Raw genomic sequence first — 19,536 nt, 5'->3', positions numbered from 1 at the left:
TCACGCCCCCCGCGTGGCGACGGCCGGCGGCACGGCAGCGGCGCGGCGGGCCGGGCCGAACACCGCGATCTGGCCCAGCATCCACAGCAGTACCGCGCCCAGCGGCAGGTACAGCAGCGGCATGCGCGGCAGCTCGTACATGTTCATCAGCGCCAGGTTGATGGCGTAGGCCGCCAGCATGCCCAGCACGATGCCCAACGTAGCCAGCAGGAAGTTCTCGGTCTGGAAGTAGCGCAGGATCTGCCCACGGGTGGCGCCCAATGCGCGGCGGATGCCGATCTGCTTGCTGCGCTGCTGCACCCAGAAGCTGGCCAGGCCGACGATGCCCAGTGCGGTGACCACCAGCAGCGCGATGCACACGGTGACCAGCAGGCCGACCATGGAGCGGTCGTTCTTGAAGTAGTCGGCGCGCTGTTCCTGGTAGGTCAGTTTCTCACGCACCAGGCGGTTGGGGTCGTTGTGCTCCAGCGCGGCCAGCGCGCCCTTCAACACTTCATCACGGCGCTCCGGCGAGGTCCGCAGCATGTACGGGCCGCGGGTGAAGTCGGTACGTACCGGCAGGATCATCGACAAGGTGCTGTTGTCGTTGTAGTCGGTCGGAGTGGCCAGGTGGGCGACCACGCCGACCACATGCAGCGCCTGGTTGCCCATGTAGAACGTCTTGCCCAGCGCGCTCTGGTCCGGATACATCTTTGCAGCGACCTGCTGGTTGATGATTACCGGCGCGGCGCGGTCAGGCTTCGGGTTCTTCTGCGCTTCTTCCAGGTCGATGTACTCGCTGGGCAGGAAGTCTCGCCCGGCGACCAGTTGCAGGCCCAGCGTGGACAGAGCGTTCTCACCCACCATGTACTGCGACACGAAGGCCGTCGGGCGTTCCTGCTCCCGCTCGCGCGAGATGCTGGTGTTGCTCGAGTTGCGGCGGAACGGCAGCTGGTTGACCTTGGCCACGCTGGTCACGCCGGGGATCGCGCGCAGCGACGCGAGGTCTTCGTTGGTGCGGGCCATGGCGTTGGTCTGCTTGCCGATGCCGCTGACCCGGACCATGACCAGTTCGTTCTCGGCCAGGCCGCTGGGCTGGCTGATCTTCTCCACGCGCTGGGTGACCAGGAACAGGGCATTGCAGACGATGGCGCAGGTCAGGGCGATTTCCAGCACGATCAATGCGGCTGCGGTCTTGTGCCGGCGCAGGGTGCTGAGGATGGGGCGGATGTCCATGGGAAGTCCTCGTTCTCGTGCTTACTGCGACTTGAGCTGGATGGCCGGGGTGACCTGCATCGCGCGCCAGGCGGGCAGGAAACCGGCAGCGATGCTGGCGAGCAGGGTCAGGCCGAGCGAGAGCAGCAGCATGCTGCCGTCCAGGTGGGCCAGCTTGGCGTAGTCCACCGGTTGCTGGCGCACCGCGTACAGGCCCAGCAGCGCCAGCCCGATACCGAGCACGCCACCGACCACGCCCACCGCGCCCGCTTCGACCAGGCACTGCAGGAAGATCTGCCCGCGGCTGGCGCCCAGTGCGCGACGAACACCGATTTCACCGCTGCGGCGCAGGAACTTGGCCAGCAGCAGGCCGACGGTGTTGACCAGGCACACACCGAGGAAACCCAGCGCCAGCCACATCTGCAGGCGCACGTCGCTGGGCACCGCGTTGTTGAAGGTCAGCCATTCCATCACGGTGCGCAGGCGCACGTTGGCCGGACGCTCGAAACGACCGGCAGCCCGCTGCTGGTCCGAATAGTTGACCAGGTAGCGGCGGTAGTCTTCGGCCTTGGACGGGTCAAGCTCCACCCAGTACTGGATCCAGGTGCACGGTGCGTTGATCGAATTGCTGTCGTCGTCGGGGGCGCCGTCGCGGAAGCAGTTCATGTTGCCGTTGCTGCCGAACTTCAGGTCCATCGCGGTGGACAGCGGCATCATCAGATCCTCTTCGCGGCCGTAGTTGCCCACGGTCAGGTCGAAGAAGTGAGGTTCCGGATTCCAGGTGTCCATCACGCCGATCACCCGCAGCGAATGGCCATCGACCCGGACCTGGCGGCCGACACTGTCGGCACCCTGGAACAGCTTGTCGTTGATCACCTTGGACAGCACCACCACGCGGGCACGGCCGTCATCGTCGCTGGCCGTCCAGGCACGGCCGTACAGCATCGGCACGTTGAACATCGGGAAGAAATCGGCCGAGGTCCAGCGCGTATCGATGTTGAACGGCTTCAACGTGCTGCCTTCCGGCTCGACGGTCACAGCGCCGGCACTCATCATCGCCTGTCGCTCGCCACGCTTCTCGCGCAGCAGCGTCTCGGCATCGAAACGGGTCATCTGGGTCTCCGGCTCTTCGCCGGTCAGGTAACCCGAGCGCGGGCGCGGATCGACCTGCACGTAGAACAGGCGGTCGCTCTTGTCGGGGATCGGATCGCCGGACAGCACATGGAACACGGTCAGGGTAGTCATCGAAGCACCGATGCCCAGCGCGATGGCCACCACCATCAGCGCGGTCAGTACCTTGTTGCGGCGGAAGCTGCGCACCGCCAGTCGGGCGTAGTAGGCGAACATGGTCGTGCCCTCACTCGTTGACGGCGACGATGCGACGCGGGGTGGCCAGCACCGGCTCGCGCACCAGGTCGGTGACCTGGCCGTCGACGATGTGTACGTTGCGCTGTGCGCGTGCGGCCAGTTCCGGGTCGTGGGTGACCATCACGATGGTGGTGCCGGCGGCGTTGATCTCCTCCAGCAGTTCCATCACCCCGCGCGCCATCTGCGTGTCCAGGTTGCCGGTCGGTTCGTCGGCCAGCAGCAGGCGCGGGCTGCCGGCCAGGGCACGGGCTATCGCCGCGCGCTGCTGCTGGCCGCCGGAGAGTTCGTTCGGGTAGTGCTTCATGCGCGAGCCCAGACCGACCTGGCTCAGTGCCTTCTCGATGCGCTCGCGGCGCTCGCCGGCGCTCATCTTGCGGTAGCGCAGCGGCACGTCCACGTTGTCGAACAGGTTGAGGTCCGGAATCAGGTTGAAGCCCTGGAAGATGAAGCCGATCTTCTGGTTGCGCAGGCGGCTGCGCGCATCATCGCCAAGCTTGCTGACGTCCTGGCCATCGAGCATGTAGGTGCCACTGGTGAAGGTTTCCAGCAGGCCGGCGATGTTGAGGAAGGTGGTCTTGCCGGAGCCGGACGGACCGGTGACCGCGACGAACTCGCCTTCCTTGACCTGCAGTTCCAGTGAACGCAGCGCGTGGGTTTCCACCTGTTCGGTACGGAAGACCTTGGCGACCGAACGCATTTCGAGCATGTACATGGGGTGTCCTCTCTCCAGGATGTATGAGTTGTCAGTTGACGGAGACGCGTTCGGCGTCCTTGAACAGGTCGCTGCCCGAGACCACGATGCGGTCCCCCGGCTGCACACCCGACTTGATTTCCACTTCGCCCAGGCTGCTGACGCCCAGTTCGATCGGACGGCGCACCGCGGTGCGGCCATCCATCACGTACGCCACGCCGTTGCCCTGTTCCACGAACGGGCCACGCTCGACCTTCATGACATTCCTGCGGGTATCCAGCAGCACCCGCACCGACATCCGCTGGCTCTGGCGCAGGCCTTCCGGCTGGGCCGCGGCAAAGCGGACGCGCGCGTTGACCTCGCCATTGACCACTTCCGGCGACACCGCGCTGATCTCGCCCGGGAACGGCTGGCCATTGCCACCGGTCAACTGCGCCGGCATGCCGATCGCCAGATCGCGCGCGAAGCTTTCCGGCACCTTGATCTCGACCTCGAACTTGGACAGGTCGACCACGCCCAGCACCGGCGCGTTGGCGGCCAGGTTGGTGGCCTGGGTGGCCTGCACCTGACCGACCTGGCCATCGAACGGTGCGCGCAGGGTCAGCGCGTCGACCTGGCGCTGCACTTCGGCCACCACGGCCTTCTGGCGGTCGGCCAGCAAGCGCTTGTTGCGTGCGTCCAGATCCGCGCCCTGGCTCTGCAGGCGCGCATCGGTGGTGGCATTGGCCAGGCTGATGTCGGCCTTCTTCAGGGTGTCCTGGGCCTTGGCCAGATCGATCTGCGGCACCGCACCGCCATCGAAGCCGCGCTGGTAGCGCTGCAGGTCGCGGTCGGCGGCCTGCCGCTCGATGCTGGCCTGGTCGGTTTCCTTGCGCGACTTGGCCCGGGCCAGGGTGGCATCCAGGTTGGCGCGGCTGGCCTCGGCTTCCAGGCCGGCCAGGGTGGCCTCCTCCTGGGCGAGCTTGCTGCGCAGCTCGGGGCTGTCGATGATCGCCAGCTCCTGGCCCTTCTTGACCACATCGCCGGCGACCACCTTCAGGTCGACGGTGCCGGCGGAGATCGCATACAGCACCGGGCTGTTGGCGGCGATCACGCGGCCGTCGGCGGCGATGTCGCGCACCAGGTCGCCGCGCTGCACTTCGGCCACGCGCACCCGGCTGCTGTCGAACGAGCGGCTGGCGTTGGACCAGGCATGCACGGCCCAGCCGATGCCGGCGAGCAGGGCGATGCCGGCCAGGGCCGGCCAGCGGTAGCGGTGCCATGCGGCCTTGGGAGCACTGGCCGAAGCGGAGGAAACGATCTGGTCCTGGGCGGAGGTGTCGCGGATCATCGGGTTCGTGCCTGTCGGTGGTGCCAGAGTGGTGCCCTATGCAAAGCACACAGTGTGCCAACTTTATTTATTTGAAAATCAATAACTTGTAAAATTTTCTCTGCTGTCCGGGTGTCCGCGGACACCTTTCCGGACACTTTCATTAAGCGGACAGGAGGGGGTTGGCGGACACGCAGGCTAGAATGCGGCGACCGTCTTCAAGGAAATGCGTGACATGTGTGGAATCGTAGGTGCGATCGCCCAACGTGATGTGGTGCCGGTCCTGATCGAAGGACTGAAGCGACTGGAATACCGTGGTTACGATTCCTCCGGTATCGCCGTGATCGACCATGCCGAGCGCGCTGACGTGCGCCGCGTGCGCCGCACCGGCCGCGTTTCTGAAATGGCCACCGCTGCCGAGGCCGAAGGCTTTACTGCCAGCCTCGGCATCGGCCACACGCGTTGGGCTACCCATGGCGGTGTCACCGAGGCGAACGCGCATCCGCACATCAGCCATGGCGTGGCGCTGGTGCACAACGGCATCATCGAAAACCATGAAGAACAGCGCGAGAAGCTGCGTGCGCTGGGCTACACCTTCGAGTCGCAGACCGACACCGAAGTGATCGCCCATCTGATCCACCACCATCTGAAGAATGGCGATGACCTGCTGGTCGCGCTGCAGCACACGGTGAAGGAACTGACCGGTGCCTATGCGCTGGCCGTGGTCAGCCGTGCCGAGCCGGAACGTTTCGTCTGCGCCCGCATGGGCTGCCCGCTGCTGGTCGGTCTGGGCGAGGGCGAGAACTTCGTGGCGTCCGATGTGTCGGCCGTACTGTCGGCCACGCGCAAGGTGATCTTCCTGGAAGAGGGCGACACCGCCGAGATCCGCCGTGATGGGGTGAGCATCTTCGACGGCAATGATCAGCCGATCGAGCGCGATGTACATCTCTCCGATGTCTCGCTGGCCTCGCTGGAACTTGGCCCGTACCGCCACTTCATGCAGAAGGAAATCCACGAGCAGCCGCGTGCACTGGGCGATACCATCGAAGCGGCGATCGACGCCGGTGGCTTCCCGGCTGAACTGTTCGGCAAGAATGCCGAAGCGGTGCTGTCGGGCATCGAGGGCGTGCAGATCCTGGCCTGCGGTACCAGTTACTACTCGGGCCTGACCGCGCGCTACTGGATCGAGGCCATCGCCGGCCTGCCGTGCAGCGTGGAGATCGCCAGCGAGTACCGCTATCGCGCCGCGTATGCCAATCCCAAGCACCTGATCGTGACCATCTCCCAGTCCGGCGAAACGCTGGATACGATGGAAGCGCTGAAGTACGCCAAGTCGCTGGGCCACAAGCACACGCTGTCGATCTGCAACGTGCCGGAAAGCGCGATTCCGCGCGCCAGCGAACTGGTCTGCTACACCCGCGCCGGCGCCGAGATCGGCGTGGCGTCGACCAAGGCCTTCACCACCCAGCTGGCCGCGCTGTTCCAGCTGACCGTGGTGCTGGGCAAGCTGCATGGCCGCGTTGATGCCGCACAGGAAGCGGACTACCTGGAGCAGCTGCGTTTCCTGCCGGGCAGCGTGCAGCACGCATTGAACATGGAACCGCAGATCGCCGCATGGGCCGAGCGCTTCGCACGCAAGAGCAGTGCGCTGTTCCTGGGCCGTGGCCTGCACTATCCGATCGCCCTGGAAGGCGCGCTCAAGCTGAAGGAAATCTCGTACATCCACGCCGAGGCCTACCCGGCCGGTGAGCTCAAGCACGGGCCGCTGGCGCTGGTGGACGAGGACATGCCGGTGGTGGTGATCGCGCCCAACGACAGCCTGCTGGAGAAGGTCAAATCCAACATGCAGGAAGTGCGTGCGCGTGGCGGTGAGCTGTTCGTGTTCGCCGACCAGGACAGCAACTTCAACGAGTCCGAAGGTGTGCACGTGATCCGCACCCCGCGCCATGCCGGCGTGCTCAGCCCGGTGGTGCACACCATCCCGGTGCAGCTGCTGGCTTACCACACCGCGCTGGCGCGCGGCACCGACGTGGACAAACCGCGTAACCTGGCCAAGAGCGTGACGGTGGAATAAGGCCGGACGTGGCTGGCGGGTGATGTGCTGTCCGCCATGTGTTCGCTCCATGGAGTGGGCAAGCTTCAGGCCGCCTGAACGACGGTGTGTTCCAGGACATGCTGATCAAGAACGAGGGGCGAGGGCGCGGTTGCTCTCGCCCTTCTGCATTTCTGCAGTGGTTCGATATCGCCTTGGCAATCCGGACCGCTGGCGACTGGAGCAGACGGCGGCGGCCCGCATCATCCACACCGGCCAGACTGGACGCCACCGGCAAGAGCAGACGCTTCGGCGGCGCGCACCGCAGGGAATGCGTCGAATCAGTCTGCGCGGTTCATGCCTTGGAAACCAGGTACTCGGTGGGCGACACCCCAAGCGAGCGGCGGAACATCGCCGAGAAGGCGCTGGGGCTCAGATAGCCGTGCTCCAGCGACACTTCCAGGATGGATGCCCCCGAGGCCAGGCGGGGCAGGCTGAGCAGGAGGCACATCCGCCGCCGCCAGTCGCCGAAACTCATCCCGACCTCGCGGTGGAACAGCCGTGCCACCGTCCGTCCGCTGACGTGCATCCGTGCGGCCAGATCGTCCAGCGTTACAGGCTCGGCAGGCTCGGCGATCATCCATTCGCACAGACGCAGCAGATGTGCGTTGCGCGGTAGTGGAACGTGCAGCCCAAGCCGCGGCGCCACTTCGATTTCGTCCAGGATGAGTTCCATGATGCGGTGGTCCCGCCCACCATCGCGATAGTCCAGCGGTATGCCGGTAGCGGCGATGATGGCCTCGCGCAGCAGCGCGGAGACCTCGATGACCTCGCAGCCGGTGGGAAGATCCGGCCGTATCCCAGGTGCAACGTAGATGGTCCGCATCGCGACCTCTCCGGCAATGCGGATCCGATGCTCCACGTCCTCTGGCATCCACACGGCCCTGCCGGATGGCACGACCCAGCTTCCCTCCGCGCTGATGACCGTCAACACCCCGGACAGCGCGTGGATCAACTGCGCGCGCGCATGGCGGTGCGCGGTAATGTGTTCGCCGTGGGGATGCCGGGTGGCCAATGCCGCAACGGGGCGCTCGGTTGCGTGGCACGCCCTGACAGTGCGTTTTCTGTCCATATCTAGACGATGATAGTCCGGCGGGCGGGAGAAGGACAGCGTGGTGGGTGATGTGATGTGTGTCCTGGGCACACGCCACCCCAAGTACCCCGTCAATGATTGTCTTCCGTCCTTTGCTGTTGTCTTTTCTGGTCTCTTCCGCACTGTGTGGATGCGCGGTCGGTCCCGGCAGTTCGCCGCGTTCCACCCTTGCCCCGCCGCCGATGACTGTCGTCGACAACGACGCGATCACGGGCGCGCCCGCCGTGCCCCGATGGTGGCGCCTGTATGGCGATGCCACGCTGGATGCACTGGTCATCCAGGCTCTGGAAAACAATCGCGATCTGCGGGTTGCGTCGGCCAACCTGCAGTCTGCCTACGCGGTGCTCCGCGAACGCCAGGGTGATCGGCTGCCGACCACTACGGTGTCCAGCGATGTCGGCTATGGCAGCACGATGAGCGACCAGATCGCGGCCGCACTGGAGCAGACCGAAGTCCGCACCGGGCAACGTTACGGCGCGGGATTCGCAACCGGTTGGAGCCTGGATCTGTTTGGCCGGATTGCCCGATCCATCCAGGCGGCGCGGGCAGATGCCGAGGCGATCCAGGCCACCGAAGACAGCGTGCGGGTCGTCGTTGCCGCTGAAACCACGCGGGCCTACGTGGACAGTTGTGGCTACGCCTCGCGCGCCGACATTGCCCACCGCTCGCTTGCCCTGGTCAGTCGCAGCCTGGAACTGAAGACGGCCCAGCGTGATGCGGGGGATGCGACATCACTGGATGTCGCGCGTGCCGCTGCGCTGGTCGAGCAGACCCGCGCTGCCATTCCCGCGCTGGAGGCCGGTCGACAGAATGCCTTGTATGCACTGGCCGTGCTTACCGGGAGGACGCCGGACGACCTGCCCGCAGACGCAACCAGCTGCGCCGCGGTTCCGCAGCTTGATGCACCGCTTCCGATCGGTGATGTCACCACGCTGCTGCAGCGACGGCCGGACATCCGGGAGGCACAGCGCCGGCTGGAAGCCAGCACCGCGCGGATCGGCGTGGCTACCGCGAGCCTGTATCCCACGGTTTCCATTCTGGGCACCGTGGCCAGTTCGGCGCCGACGCCCGGCGGGTTGACCGATCACGGGTCGATCGCCTGGAACCTGGGCCCGGCCTTGTCCTGGCGCTTCCCGAACAGCAGCGCGGCGCGCGCGCAGATCGCCGATGCCGAAGCGCAGGAACACGCCGCGCTTGCGCGTTTCGATGCGGTGATCCTGACCGCCTTGAAGGACGTGAAACAGGCGCTGGCGACCTACCAGGCGGCACTGCGTCAGCACGCTGCGCTGAAGACAGCTGCCGTGCAGAGCGGTGAGGTGCTTCGGCTGGCGCAGGTGGGCCGACGCGCCGGTGCGGCGAGCGAGCTGGACGTGCTCGAGACGGAGCGCCGCGATGTCGAGACACAGGCCATGGCCGCCTCCGCCGAGGCGGAGATCGCCTCCGACCAGATTGCGTTGTTCCGGTCGCTTGGTGGCGGCTGGGAGCAGGCGCCTGCCGTACATCTCCCCACCATCACCCGCAGCGATGACGCCGCGCGCTGATCCACCCTTTTCCCCCGCACTCCCCCGACAGACGACATGACAGACACAGACAATCCACGCGGCGCACCCGTTCGTTCGCCCCGCTCCCTCCTGCGGATGAAGCGCAGGCCCATGGTCATCGGCGCAATCGTGCTGCTCGTCCTGGCCGGCAGCGGTGCCGGCCTGCGCTGGTGGACAGTAGGCCGCTTCCAGGTCAGCACCGACAACGCCTACGTCAGGGCCGACATCGTAACGGTCAATCCACGAATCGCTGGCTACATCGCTACGGTCCGGGTACGCGACAACCAGCACGTGGCCGAGGGTGAGATTCTGGCCACGCTGGACGATCGGGACTATCGCTCGCGCTTGGTCCAGGCCGAAGGCGCGGTCGCAGTGGCGACGGCGCAGGTAAGGGCGCAGCAGGCTGCCATCGCCAACCTCGACGCGCAGAGCACGCGGCAGCAGAGCGTGATTGCCGCCGCTGCCGCAGATCTGCGGGCGCACCAGGCAGATCTCCGTCAGGCCGCCCAGGCCTACCGCCGGGAACGGCTGCTTGCCGACCAGCAGGCATCGGATGCGAAGCACCTGGAGGCCGCAGATGCCAGCGCACAGCGTACTGCAGCGAACACCGATGCTGCGCGCGCTGCGGTGGCTGCGAGCACGGCTTACACCAGGGTACTGGTGACCGAGCGTGAGCGCGCGAGCGCAGCACTTGACCAGGCGCAGGGAGCATTGGTGCAGGCCCAGGCAGGTCTGGCCCTTGCCACCCTTGACCTGGAACACACGGTGATCCGTGCACCGCAGGCCGGAACGATTGGTCAACGCAGCTTGCGGATGGGGGATTACGTGGGTGCCGGCGCACCGCTGATGGCGATCGTGCCGGACCAGATCTACATCGTCGCGAACTACAAAGAGGTGCAGCTGGAACGCGTGGCGCCGGGTCAGCCTGTGGAGATCGAGGTCGATGCACTCGGCGGACGTGCTTTGAAGGGACGCGTGGAAAGCTTCGCCCCTGCCTCCGGCGCACAGTTCGCGCTGTTGCCGCCCGACAACGCGACCGGGAACTTCACCAAGATCGTACAGCGCATGTCGGTGCGTATCACCGTGGATGCCGGCCAGGCGAAGCTGTCGTACCTGCGGCCGGGGATGTCAGTGGTGGCGGCCATCGACACGCGCACGGATCGCGCGCCATGAGCGCCACCATGGCAACCCCTGCCGAGGATGCAGTATCACTGCGTGCGTGGGTCGCGGTGATCGGTGGCGTGGTTGGCTGCTTCATGGCGGGCATGAACGTGCACGTCACCAATGCGTCGCTGCCGGATGTGCGCGGATCGTTGGGCGCCACTTTCGAGGAAGGGTCGTGGATCACCACGGCCTATCTCGTCGCGGAGATCATCGTCATTCCGTTGGCGGCCTGGCTGGCATCGGTTTTCACCGTGCGCCGCGTGCTGATGGTGGGGGCCGCAGGCTTCGTGCTCTTCTCGATGGCCTGCTCGATCGCACCCAACATCAACGCGATGATCCTGGCGCGCACGCTGCAGGGCGCCTTCGGCGGCGTGCTGATCCCGCTCTCGTTCCAGCTCATCGTGACCGAGCTGCCATCATCAAAACACCCGTTTGGCATGGCGTTGTTCGCCATTGCCAACAACGTGGCGCAGGCGGCGGGGCCATCGCTTGGGGGTTGGTTGACCGATGTCTATTCGTGGCGGGCGATCTTCTATCTGCAGGTGCCGCCCGGCCTGCTGCTGCTGGCTGCCATCGGCTGGTCGATCCGGCCGCAGCCGATGGCGCTGCACAGGTTCCGGACCGGCGACTGGGGCGGCATCATCGCCATGGCCCTGGGCTTGTCCGCGCTGCAGATCATGCTGGAGGAGGGCGGTCGCAAAGACTGGTTCTCTTCGACGTTCATCATCGAGGCAACGCTCATTGCTGCAGTGGGCCTGGTGGCGTTCGTGATCATCGAGCTGCGCCGCAGCGAGCCGTTCCTCAACCTTCGGCTGCTTTCCCGCTACAACTTCGGTTTGGCCAGCCTGATGCAGTTCACCTTCGGCGCGGTGGTGTTCGGTGTGGTGTTCCTCATTCCCAATTACTTTGCCGACGTACATGGTTACAACGCGCGCCAGATCGGGTTGACCATGATTCCGTACGGCATCGTGCAGTTCATCATGTCTTTCGCCACGCCGCCGCTGATGAAGCGCACCAGCGTGCGGACCGTCATCGTGCTGGGCTTCGTCATCATGGCGGTGGGCTGCCTGATGAACATTCACCTGGATGCCAACGCGGCAAGCAACGTCATCGTGCCGTCGTTGATCGTGCGTGGCATCGGCCAATCGCTGATCGTGGTCGCACTCAGTGTGATGGCCGTGGAAGGGCTGGAACGCACTGAGCTCGGCTCGGCGGCAGGCGTGTTCTCGATGGTGCGCAATGTGGGGGGCGCGATCGGCATCGCCGTGGCCAGTCAGTTCATCGTGACCCGGGAGCGACTGCATGCGTTGCACATCGGGGAATCGGTGACGTCCTTCGCGCCAGCGACCCAGGCGCGCGTGGTCGAGCTGGTCAGGATGCTGGCCAAAGCCCCCATGGACAGCGCCACCGCTCTGTTCGGCAATGGACATGCACTGGAACGGCAGCAGGCGTTCGCGATCCTCGACAGGATCGTTCATCGTGAGGCATTGCTGTTGGCCTACAGCGATGCGTTCCTTGTGGCAGGCATTGCCATGCTTGCCTGTGCGGCTGGCAGTTTGATGCTTCGTGGCAAGAAGCATGTCCGTCCAGGGTGAAGGCCGGTGTTGGCAATCGGCAAACTTTAGGGCTCCTTGCAAGCAGCATTCAGCGGCGGTTTCACCCACGGTGCCATTCTCTGGATCGTTGGCCGGTTCCCACGACAATCTGTCCCATCGATGCCGCTAGTGACCGATGGACGCAGTCGTAGAATCAAGTTGACCGAGATCCGGGTTGAGTCGTTGAACCCACCTCGTTCGCGTTGCAGCACCTAGCCCGCCTGCTGGCGAAATGCCAGATCCGGCAAAGTGCGCCAGACGTGCGCTGAAGGGTCTGTTCCCGGGGAGGGGGCGAATCGGCAGAGCACACTTTTTTGACTTGAGTGACCTGCACCAGGAAACAAGAATGAACGTCCGCGAGCTCCTGCAATCCAAGAAAGAAGCTGTCATCACCATCGACACGGAAGACACGATCGGTGCCGCCGCGCACAAGATGAGCGCGAACAGGATCGCTGCACTGGTAGTGATGAAGGATGATGCCCCGGTCGGCATCATTTCCGAAAAGGACATCGTCCGCAGCCTGGCCGATGATGGTCCGCAGGCCGGCCGACGGGTGATTTCCAGCCTGCCGTCCACCGGCCTGGAAGGCATTGCGCCGGACGCCACGTTGAAGCAGGCCATGTCCCTGATGACCTACTCGCGTCGCCGCCATCTGATGGTCACCGATGGTGCCACGCTGGTCGGCATCCTCAGCCTGGGTGACATCGTGAAGAACCTGCTGGGCGAGCTGGAGCTGGAAAAGGCCGTGCTGCAGGACATCTACATGGCGGCCCACTGAGGCCTGCGCAGTGCGATGAGACGAAGCCGGGCATTGCCCGGCTTCTTCGTTGGTAGCGCCGGGCCATGCCCGGCGAGCGCGTAGCGCAGGAATCAGAAACTGACCTTGACCGAATCGGCGCTGTAGTTCGCCGGGCCGTGGTAGACGACCTCGATGTTGTTGCCATCCGGATCGAGCACGAAGGCGCCGTAGTAGCCGGGATGGTAAGGGCGCTCGCCGGGCGCGCCGTTGTCCTTGCCGCCAGCAGCCAGCGCAGCGGTGTGGAAGGCATCGACGGTGGCGGTATCGCGGGCCTGGAACGCCAGGTGGTGGCGGCCGGTCAACTGGCCGGCGGCGGCCTCGCTGCTGGCGCTGGAAATGAACAGTTCGTCGGCCCAGAAGTAGTCATCGCCTTCACCGGCCACCGGGATGCCGATCGTGTCGAACACCGCCTGATAGAAGCGGCGGCTGGCGGCCAGATCGCGTACGACCAGCTGGATGTGGTCGATCAATCGCCCGCGGTGCAGTTCCATCGTTTCCATACGAACCTCGCAAAAAAAGGGGGACGGAGTCGGTAGCGCCGGGCTGTGCCCGGCGAGCGCGCAGCGCGGCCTGCTCAAGGCCGCCGGGCATGGCCCGGCGCTACCGGAATTGTGCCCCTTTCTGGGTCAGGCGTTGGAGATGATCTCGACCCAGTAGCCGTCCGGGTCCTTGATGAAGGCAAGGTTCTTCATGCGGCCGTCGGTCAGGCGCTTCTGGAAGGTCACGCCCAGGTCTTCGAAGCGCTGGCAGGCCGCTTCGATGTCCGGCACCGACACGCAGATGTGGCCAAAGCCGCGCGGGTCGCTGTTGCCGTCGTGGTAGACCGGGCCATCCTGGGTCTCGGTGCCGTGGTTGTGGGTCAGTTCCAGCACGCCCGGCAGGCCGGCCATCCACAGGCGGCGGGTGTCGTCATCTTCCGGCACCACGGTGCCAGCCGGAACGTAGGCCAGGAAGTACAGGCTGAACTGGGCTTCGGCGAAGTCGCGCTTGTCGATCAGCTGGTAGCCGAGCACGCGGGTGTAGAAGTCCAGCGAGGCGGTGGCGTCCTTGACCCGCAGCATGGTGTGGTTGAAGACGAAGCCGGTGGTTTCGGCCGGGGCCTGGGCGGCGACGCCGGGGACATCGCGCAGGGCGGGAATGGTCATGGGGGAGGTCCTTCAGACAGGGCCGTTGCCGGCCGGATGGGCGTCATTCTACGGGTCGGCAGCTGACGGCACCGCGACGTACAATGGCCGGATCGCACCGTTCCGTCCTGATGACCATTGCCCGCCATGTCGCAGCGTGAATGGGTGGCCGCCGCCATCCGCAAGATCGAAGCCGATTTCAATCGTTCCGCCGATACCCACCTGATCCCGCTGGCCTTGCCCGGGTTCGATGGCATCGAGGTGTACCTGAAGGATGAATCGAGCCATCCCACCGGCAGCCTCAAGCATCGGCTGGCGCGCTCGCTGTTCCTGTATGCGCTGGCCAACGGCTGGCTGCGCGAAGGGCGGCCGGTGATCGAGGCTTCCAGCGGCTCCACCGCCGTGTCCGAGGCCTACTTCGCGCGCCTGCTGGGCCTGCCGTTCATCGCGGTGATGCCGGCCACGACGTCGCCGGAGAAGATCGCGGCGATCGAGTTCCACGGTGGCCGCTGCCATCTGGTCGAGCGCGCCTGCGACCTCAACTGCGATTCGGAAAAGCTGGCCCGCGAAACCGGCGGCCACTTCATGGACCAGTTCACCTATGCCGAGCGCGCCACCGACTGGCGTGCCAACAACAACATCGCCGAATCCATCTTCAAGCAGATGGCCGAGGAGCCCAGCCCGATTCCGGACTGGATCGTGTGCAGCCCCGGCACCGGCGGTACGGCCGCAACGCTCGGGCGCTACGTCAGCTATCGCCGGCACGACACCCGCATCCTGTGTGCGGACCCGGAAGTGTCGGTGTTCTTCGACGGCTACCAGGCCGCCCTGGCCGGTGGCAACGAGTGGCGCGGCATGACCTGCAACGGCGGTTCGCGGGTGGAAGGCATTGGCCGGCCGCGGGTGGAGTCGAGCTTCATCCCGACCAGTGTCGACGCCATGGTGAAGGTGCCCGACGCTTTGAGCCTGGCCGCGATGCGCCACGTCAGCCGCCAGCTGGGGCGCCGCGTCGGCGGCTCCACCGGTACCAATTTCATCGGCGTGCTGCAGGCCGCGCAGTGGATGCGCGAGGCTGGCCGCCAGGGCAGCATCGTCAGCATCCTGTGCGACAGCGGCGATCGCTACGCGCACAGCTATTACGACCCCGCCTGGTATGTGCGGCAGGGGATCGATGTGGACACCGCCGACGCACAGGTAGCAGCGGCAGCGGCCGGGCAGGGCCTGCCTGGCTTGCCGTGGTGCAGCCTGGAAGCGCTGTAGCCGGCCCGCATTTCCGCCGGGCCATGCCCGGCGAGCGCAGCGGTGAGTCACACCCCGATCAATATCCGGCCGCAGTGAACGCATCCAGCACCACATCGCGCAGGGCATCGGGCAGAGCCTCGATCTCCACGGCGCGGTCGTCCAGGTGCAGGCGCGGGTCCAGGCTGCTGGCCCGGCCCTGAGCCAGGGCCTGCAGCCACAGCAGCACGCAGATGACGAACTCGCGCTCGTGGCCCAGCCGTACCTGGCTGGCACCGCGTTCGATCACCTCGAACGGATACCATTCCTGCTCGTCGCTGAACCTGCCGCCCTGGTGCTGCAGTGCCTGCAGCTGCTGCAGGTGGCGCGGCGCATCATCGCCTGCATCGCACAGCGCGGCGATCCAGGCCAGTTCGGTCGGGCTGGCCGAAAGCGCCAGCGGTGGTGAACGTACTGCGGATGGAGCTGGAGCCAGACCTTCCATGTGGGGCCTCCTCGACACGTTCCGCTGCGGTCTCCCCCGCGCCGCAAGCTTCAGCCGACGGCCGTAAGGCCGACGTGAACAATGGCCCGCCGCCCCTTGTCTGCCAGCCCGGCAAGCGCCATATCGATCTGGCTGCCCGCGCTGCCGGGCCCGTACTCTGGAGACCTGCCGTGACCGTTGCCAACCCCCTGCTCGATTTTTCCGGCCTGCCGCGCTTCGAGGCGATCCGCCCCGAGCATGTGGCGCCGGCGCTGGACGTGCTGCTGGCGCAGGCCGAGGCGGCGGTCAGCGCTGCCGAGCAGGTGCAGCCGGTCACCTGGCAGACCTTCGTTATCCCGCTGGACGATGCCACCGAGCGCCTGTGGCGTGCCTGGGGCCTGGTCGGCCATCTGCAGGGTGTGGTCAACACGCCCGAGCTGCGCGAGGCGTACAACAGCAACCTGCCGCGGGTGACCCGCTTTGCCAGTGTTCTGGACCAGAACCTGGCCTTGTACCGCCAGTACCAAGCGCTGGCTGCCAGCACCGAAGCGGCCGGTTTTGATGAGGCGCGCCGCAAGGTGCTGGAAAACACCCTGCGTGATTTCCGCCTGGGCGGTGCCGAGCTGGATGCGGACGCGCAGCAGCGTTTCGCCGCCATCAAGGAAGAACTGTCAGCGCTGTCGGCGAAGTTCTCGCAGAACGTGCTCGACGCCACCGATGCGTGGTCGCTGATCGTCGAAGACCCGGCGCGCCTGGCCGGCGTGCCGGACGACGTGAAGGCTGCGGCACACGCTGCCGCCGAGCAGGACGGCACGACGGGCTGGAAACTGACCCTGCAGATGCCGTGCTACCTGCCGGTGCAGACCTGGGGCGAAGACCGCGACCTGCGCGAGATCCTGTACCGCGCCAGTGCACAGCGCGCGTCCGAGTTCGGCGACGATGCGCTGGACAACGGCGGCAATATCGATCGCATCCTTGCACTGCGTGCCGAGTTGGCCGCGCTGCTGGGCTTTGATTCCTACGCCGACTATTCGGTAGCCACCAAGATGGCCAAGGACCCCGCCGAAGTGCTGGGTTTCCTGCGCGACCTTGCTGCCCGCGCCAAGCCGTTCGCGGCCAACGATCGTGCCGAGCTGGAGCAGTTCGCCCGCGAGCATCTCGGTATCGACAGCCTGCAGGCCTGGGATCTGGCGTTCGCCGCCGACCGCCTGAAGCAGGCGCGTTACAGCTACTCCGAGCAGGAAGTGAAGCAGTACTTCACTGAGCCGAAAGTGCTGGGTGGCCTGTTCTCGGTGATCGAACAGCTGTATGGCCTGCGCGTGCAGGAAGACAGCGCGCCGGTCTGGCATGAGGACGTGCGTTTCTTCCGCCTGGTGGATGCGCAGGGCAACCTGGTGGGCCAGTTCTACCTGGACCTGTACGCCCGCGAAGGCAAGCGTGGCGGCGCGTGGATGGATGACTGCCGCAACCGCCGCGAGCGCGCCGATGGCAGCGTGCAGACGCCGTTGGTGTACCTGGTGTGCAACTTCGGCCGTGGTGCCGACGGTAAGCCGGCGACCTTCAGCCATAACGAAGTGACCACGCTGTTCCATGAAATGGGCCACGGCCTGCATCAGCTGCTGACCCGTATCGGCGAGCTGGGCGTGGCCGGCATCAACGGCGTGGAGTGGGATGCGGTGGAACTGCCCAGCCAGTTCATGGAGAACTTCTGTTGGGAATGGGAGCACCTGCAGGGCATGACCGCGCATGTGGACAGCGGCGAGCCGTTGCCGCGCGCGCTGTACGAGCGCATGCTGGCCGCACGCAATTTCCACAGCGGCATGGCGACCGTGCGCCAGCTCGAATTCGGCCTGTTCGACATGCTGCTGCATAGCGAGTTCGAAGCCGCGCAGGACAGCGTGCTGACACTGCTTGAGCGCGTGCGTGCGGAAGTGGCGGTGAACCATCCGCCGAGCTGGAATCGCTTCCCGCACCAGTTCAGCCACATCTTCGCCGGTGGCTATGCCGCCGGTTACTACAGCTACAAGTGGGCCGAAGTGCTGAGTGCCGATGCGTACGCCGCGTTCGAGGAGGCGCCGCAGGCGCTGGCCGCAACCGGCGCGCGTTTCCGCGACGAGGTGTTGTCACGCGGCGGCAGTCGTCCGGCCGCCGAAAACTTCAAGGCCTTCCGCGGCCGCGCGCCGCAGATCGACGCGCTGCTGCGCCATTCCGGCATGGCGTAAGCACGCTACCGCCATCCACGCATGGCGTGGATCTACTGGAAATCGATGCTTGATGCCCTGGTAGGTGCCAACCTTGGTTGGCACAGGATCCATGCCAACCAAGGTTTGCATCTACCGTGTGTCCTGGCCCGGGATCATTCGGCGTAGATCATCTTCCGGGTCATGCCGCCGTCGACGATGAAATCCTGAGCTGCTTTGGTAGGTGCCAACCTTGGTTGGCACGGGATCCATGCCAACCAAGGTTTGCATCTACCGTGTGTCCTGGCCCGGGATCATTCGGCGTAGATCATCTTCCGGGTCATGCCGCCGTCGACGATGAAATCCTGGCCGGTGCTGAAGCTGGACATTGAGGACAGCAGGTATACCGCCAGCGCGCCGATATCCTCCGGTTGCCCGACCTGGCCCACCGGATGCTGGGCATGGTCGATGGCCGAATACTGCGGCACGTGCCGCCGCGACGGCGCCTGCCAGGCATCGGTGCTGATCCAGCCGGGGCTGATGCTGTTCACCCGCACCGCCGGTCCGGCACTGATTGCCAGTGCATGGGTGAAGGCCACCAGCCCGCCCTTGGCCGCTGCGTAGGCTTCGCTGTGTGGCTCGGACTGCCAGGCGCGCGTCGAGGCGATGTTGATGATCGCGCCGGCGCTACTGGCCGACAGCGCCGGCAATGCATGCTTGCTGCACAGGAACGCACCATGCAGCGACGAAAGCCGGCGCTGCCATTCTTGCCAGTCCATGTCCTGCAGCAGGGTGCCGTGCGGCCCGGCGATGCCCGCATTGTTGACCAGCCCGTCGATGCGGCCGAAGCGTTGCAGGGCCACCGCGATGAAGTCGCGCACACTGGTTTCGTCGGTGATGTCCAGCCGCTGGAACGCGGCATCCTCACCGCGCTGCCATTCGGCGAGGCAGGCCTGGCCCGCTTCCACATCCAGATCGCCGATCAGCACGCGGCCGCCGGCCCCAAGCACCGCCTGGGCGATGCCGCGGCCGATGCCGTTGGCGCCACCGGTGACCAGCACGACCCTGTCGTGCAGCGGCGCAACCGGCCAGGCAGCAATCGGCGGCACCGTGCTCATGACAGGTCGTCACCGCGCAGGCGACGGTGCCAGCCCTCAACACCGATCCGGTCCAGGGTCTGGATGTTGCGCTCGACGATCACGTCCGGGTCCGGGTAGACATCCACCGCGCGTTCCACGCTGTCTTCGCGCAACAGGTGCAGGGTGGGGTAGGGCGCGCGGTTGGTGTAGTTGCTGGCGTCATCGGCGGCGACACCATCGAACTGGTAGTCCGGATGGAAGCTGGCCACCTGCAGGATGCCCTGCAGGTCCAGCGCCTCGATCGCCGCATCGGCGTTGTCGAGGAAGTCGTTGTAGTCGAGGAAGTCGGTCAGCACCTGCGGGTGCACGATCAGGGTGGTATCGATCTGCTCGGCCGGTGTGTCGCGCAGCAGCACCAGTTCTTCGGCCAGTTCTTCCACCAAAGCTTCTGGTGTGGTCGCGTCGCTCAGCACGATGCGGACCTGGTCCTTCACGTACACCGCCTTGGCGAACGGGCACAGGTTCAGGCCGATGACGATGCGCTCCAGCCACAGGCGGGTGGCGGCGATCGGGTCATCGGTGGGCAGGGTGGTGTCGGTCATGGC

17 protein-coding genes are annotated in these 19,536 nt (G+C 65.8%); 7 read left to right on the top strand and 10 right to left on the bottom strand.

All coding sequences use genetic code 11. From position 1 onward, the window contains the following. Genes QOL57_RS09975 through QOL57_RS09960 form a run of 4 tightly spaced genes read right to left on the bottom strand, consistent with a single transcriptional unit; the run spans position 1 to position 4,583 of the window. On the bottom strand, positions 1–1,215 hold the full coding sequence (locus tag QOL57_RS09975; RefSeq protein ID WP_089237029.1) for an FtsX-like permease family protein: 1,215 nt from the start codon (positions 1,213–1,215) through the stop codon (positions 1–3). Positions 1,216–1,236: 21 nt separating this feature from the next. After that, positions 1,237–2,541 (bottom strand): ABC transporter permease, encoded by a 1,305-nt coding sequence (locus tag QOL57_RS09970; protein ID WP_089237027.1) that lies wholly within the window; start codon positions 2,539–2,541, stop codon positions 1,237–1,239. 10 nt (positions 2,542–2,551) lie between these two features. Further along, positions 2,552–3,274, bottom strand: coding sequence for an ABC transporter ATP-binding protein (locus QOL57_RS09965; RefSeq protein ID WP_032976565.1), 723 nt, complete (start codon positions 3,272–3,274; stop codon positions 2,552–2,554). Between the two features lie 31 nt (positions 3,275–3,305). Further along, positions 3,306–4,583, bottom strand: coding sequence for an efflux RND transporter periplasmic adaptor subunit (locus QOL57_RS09960; RefSeq protein ID WP_089237025.1), 1,278 nt, complete (start codon positions 4,581–4,583; stop codon positions 3,306–3,308). Positions 4,584–4,797: 214 nt separating this feature from the next. Between QOL57_RS09960 and glmS the strand changes: the two genes are divergently transcribed. After that, entirely contained in the window at positions 4,798–6,636 is a 1,839-nt protein-coding gene (gene glmS / locus QOL57_RS09955; protein WP_089237023.1) for a glutamine--fructose-6-phosphate transaminase (isomerizing), read from the top strand. 313 nt (positions 6,637–6,949) lie between these two features. Here the strand turns inward: glmS and QOL57_RS09950 are convergent, their stop codons facing one another. Further along, positions 6,950–7,726, bottom strand: a complete 777-nt coding sequence (locus tag QOL57_RS09950; protein WP_089237021.1) for a helix-turn-helix transcriptional regulator — start codon at positions 7,724–7,726, stop codon at positions 6,950–6,952. Positions 7,727–7,821: 95 nt separating this feature from the next. Between QOL57_RS09950 and QOL57_RS09945 the strand changes: the two genes are divergently transcribed. The 4 genes from QOL57_RS09945 (at position 7,822) to QOL57_RS09930 (ending at position 12,825) form a co-directional block, all read left to right on the top strand. Then, positions 7,822–9,288, top strand: coding sequence for a TolC family protein (locus QOL57_RS09945; RefSeq protein WP_089237019.1), 1,467 nt, complete (start codon positions 7,822–7,824; stop codon positions 9,286–9,288). A gap of 111 nt (positions 9,289–9,399) precedes the next feature. Then, positions 9,400–10,461 (top strand): HlyD family secretion protein, encoded by a 1,062-nt coding sequence (locus QOL57_RS09940; protein ID WP_198512167.1) that lies wholly within the window; start codon positions 9,400–9,402, stop codon positions 10,459–10,461. Then, positions 10,458–12,047, top strand: a complete 1,590-nt coding sequence (locus tag QOL57_RS09935; protein ID WP_089237015.1) for a DHA2 family efflux MFS transporter permease subunit — start codon at positions 10,458–10,460, stop codon at positions 12,045–12,047. Before QOL57_RS09940 ends, QOL57_RS09935 begins: the two co-directional genes overlap by 4 nt. A 346-nt stretch (positions 12,048–12,393) precedes the next feature. Further along, entirely contained in the window at positions 12,394–12,825 is a 432-nt protein-coding gene (locus tag QOL57_RS09930; protein ID WP_089237013.1) for a CBS domain-containing protein, read from the top strand. Positions 12,826–12,917: 92 nt separating this feature from the next. Here QOL57_RS09930 and QOL57_RS09925 read toward each other — a convergent pair whose 3' ends face one another. Both QOL57_RS09925 and gloA read right to left on the bottom strand, forming a co-directional pair. Beyond that, positions 12,918–13,346 carry a VOC family protein gene (locus QOL57_RS09925; RefSeq protein WP_089237011.1) on the bottom strand — a complete coding sequence of 143 codons (429 nt, stop codon included), beginning with the start codon at positions 13,344–13,346 and terminating at the stop codon, positions 12,918–12,920. A 126-nt stretch (positions 13,347–13,472) separates the two neighbouring features. Continuing rightward, positions 13,473–13,991: a lactoylglutathione lyase gene (gene gloA, locus QOL57_RS09920; protein WP_089237009.1), complete on the bottom strand. Its 519-nt coding sequence runs from the start codon at positions 13,989–13,991 to the stop codon at positions 13,473–13,475. Positions 13,992–14,117: 126 nt separating this feature from the next. Between gloA and QOL57_RS09915 the strand changes: the two genes are divergently transcribed. After that, positions 14,118–15,230 carry a PLP-dependent cysteine synthase family protein gene (locus QOL57_RS09915; RefSeq protein WP_089237007.1) on the top strand — a complete coding sequence of 371 codons (1,113 nt, stop codon included), beginning with the start codon at positions 14,118–14,120 and terminating at the stop codon, positions 15,228–15,230. Between the two features lie 58 nt (positions 15,231–15,288). On the opposite strand, the gene QOL57_RS09910 is transcribed toward QOL57_RS09915, so the two are convergent. Next, a complete protein-coding gene (locus QOL57_RS09910) occupies positions 15,289–15,693 on the bottom strand; it encodes a hypothetical protein (RefSeq protein ID WP_089237005.1) in 405 nt (134 codons plus the stop codon). 170 nt (positions 15,694–15,863) lie between these two features. On the opposite strand from QOL57_RS09910, the gene QOL57_RS09905 reads away from it, so the two are divergent. Next, positions 15,864–17,894, top strand: a complete 2,031-nt coding sequence (locus QOL57_RS09905) for a M3 family metallopeptidase (RefSeq protein ID WP_089237003.1) — start codon at positions 15,864–15,866, stop codon at positions 17,892–17,894. Between the two features lie 272 nt (positions 17,895–18,166). Here QOL57_RS09905 and QOL57_RS09900 read toward each other — a convergent pair whose 3' ends face one another. Further along, a complete protein-coding gene (locus QOL57_RS09900) occupies positions 18,167–18,970 on the bottom strand; it encodes an SDR family oxidoreductase (RefSeq protein ID WP_089237001.1) in 804 nt (267 codons plus the stop codon). Next, a complete protein-coding gene (locus QOL57_RS09895) occupies positions 18,967–19,533 on the bottom strand; it encodes a DUF1415 domain-containing protein (RefSeq protein ID WP_089237000.1) in 567 nt (188 codons plus the stop codon). Before QOL57_RS09895 ends, QOL57_RS09900 begins: the two co-directional genes overlap by 4 nt. Positions 19,534–19,536 lie beyond the last annotated feature (3 nt).

Source organism: Stenotrophomonas sp. yr243 (genome assembly GCF_900184195.1).
Classification (GTDB): Bacteria; Pseudomonadota; Gammaproteobacteria; order Xanthomonadales; family Xanthomonadaceae; genus Stenotrophomonas; species Stenotrophomonas lactitubi.
This window is presented reverse-complemented; position numbering and strand designations above follow the sequence as displayed.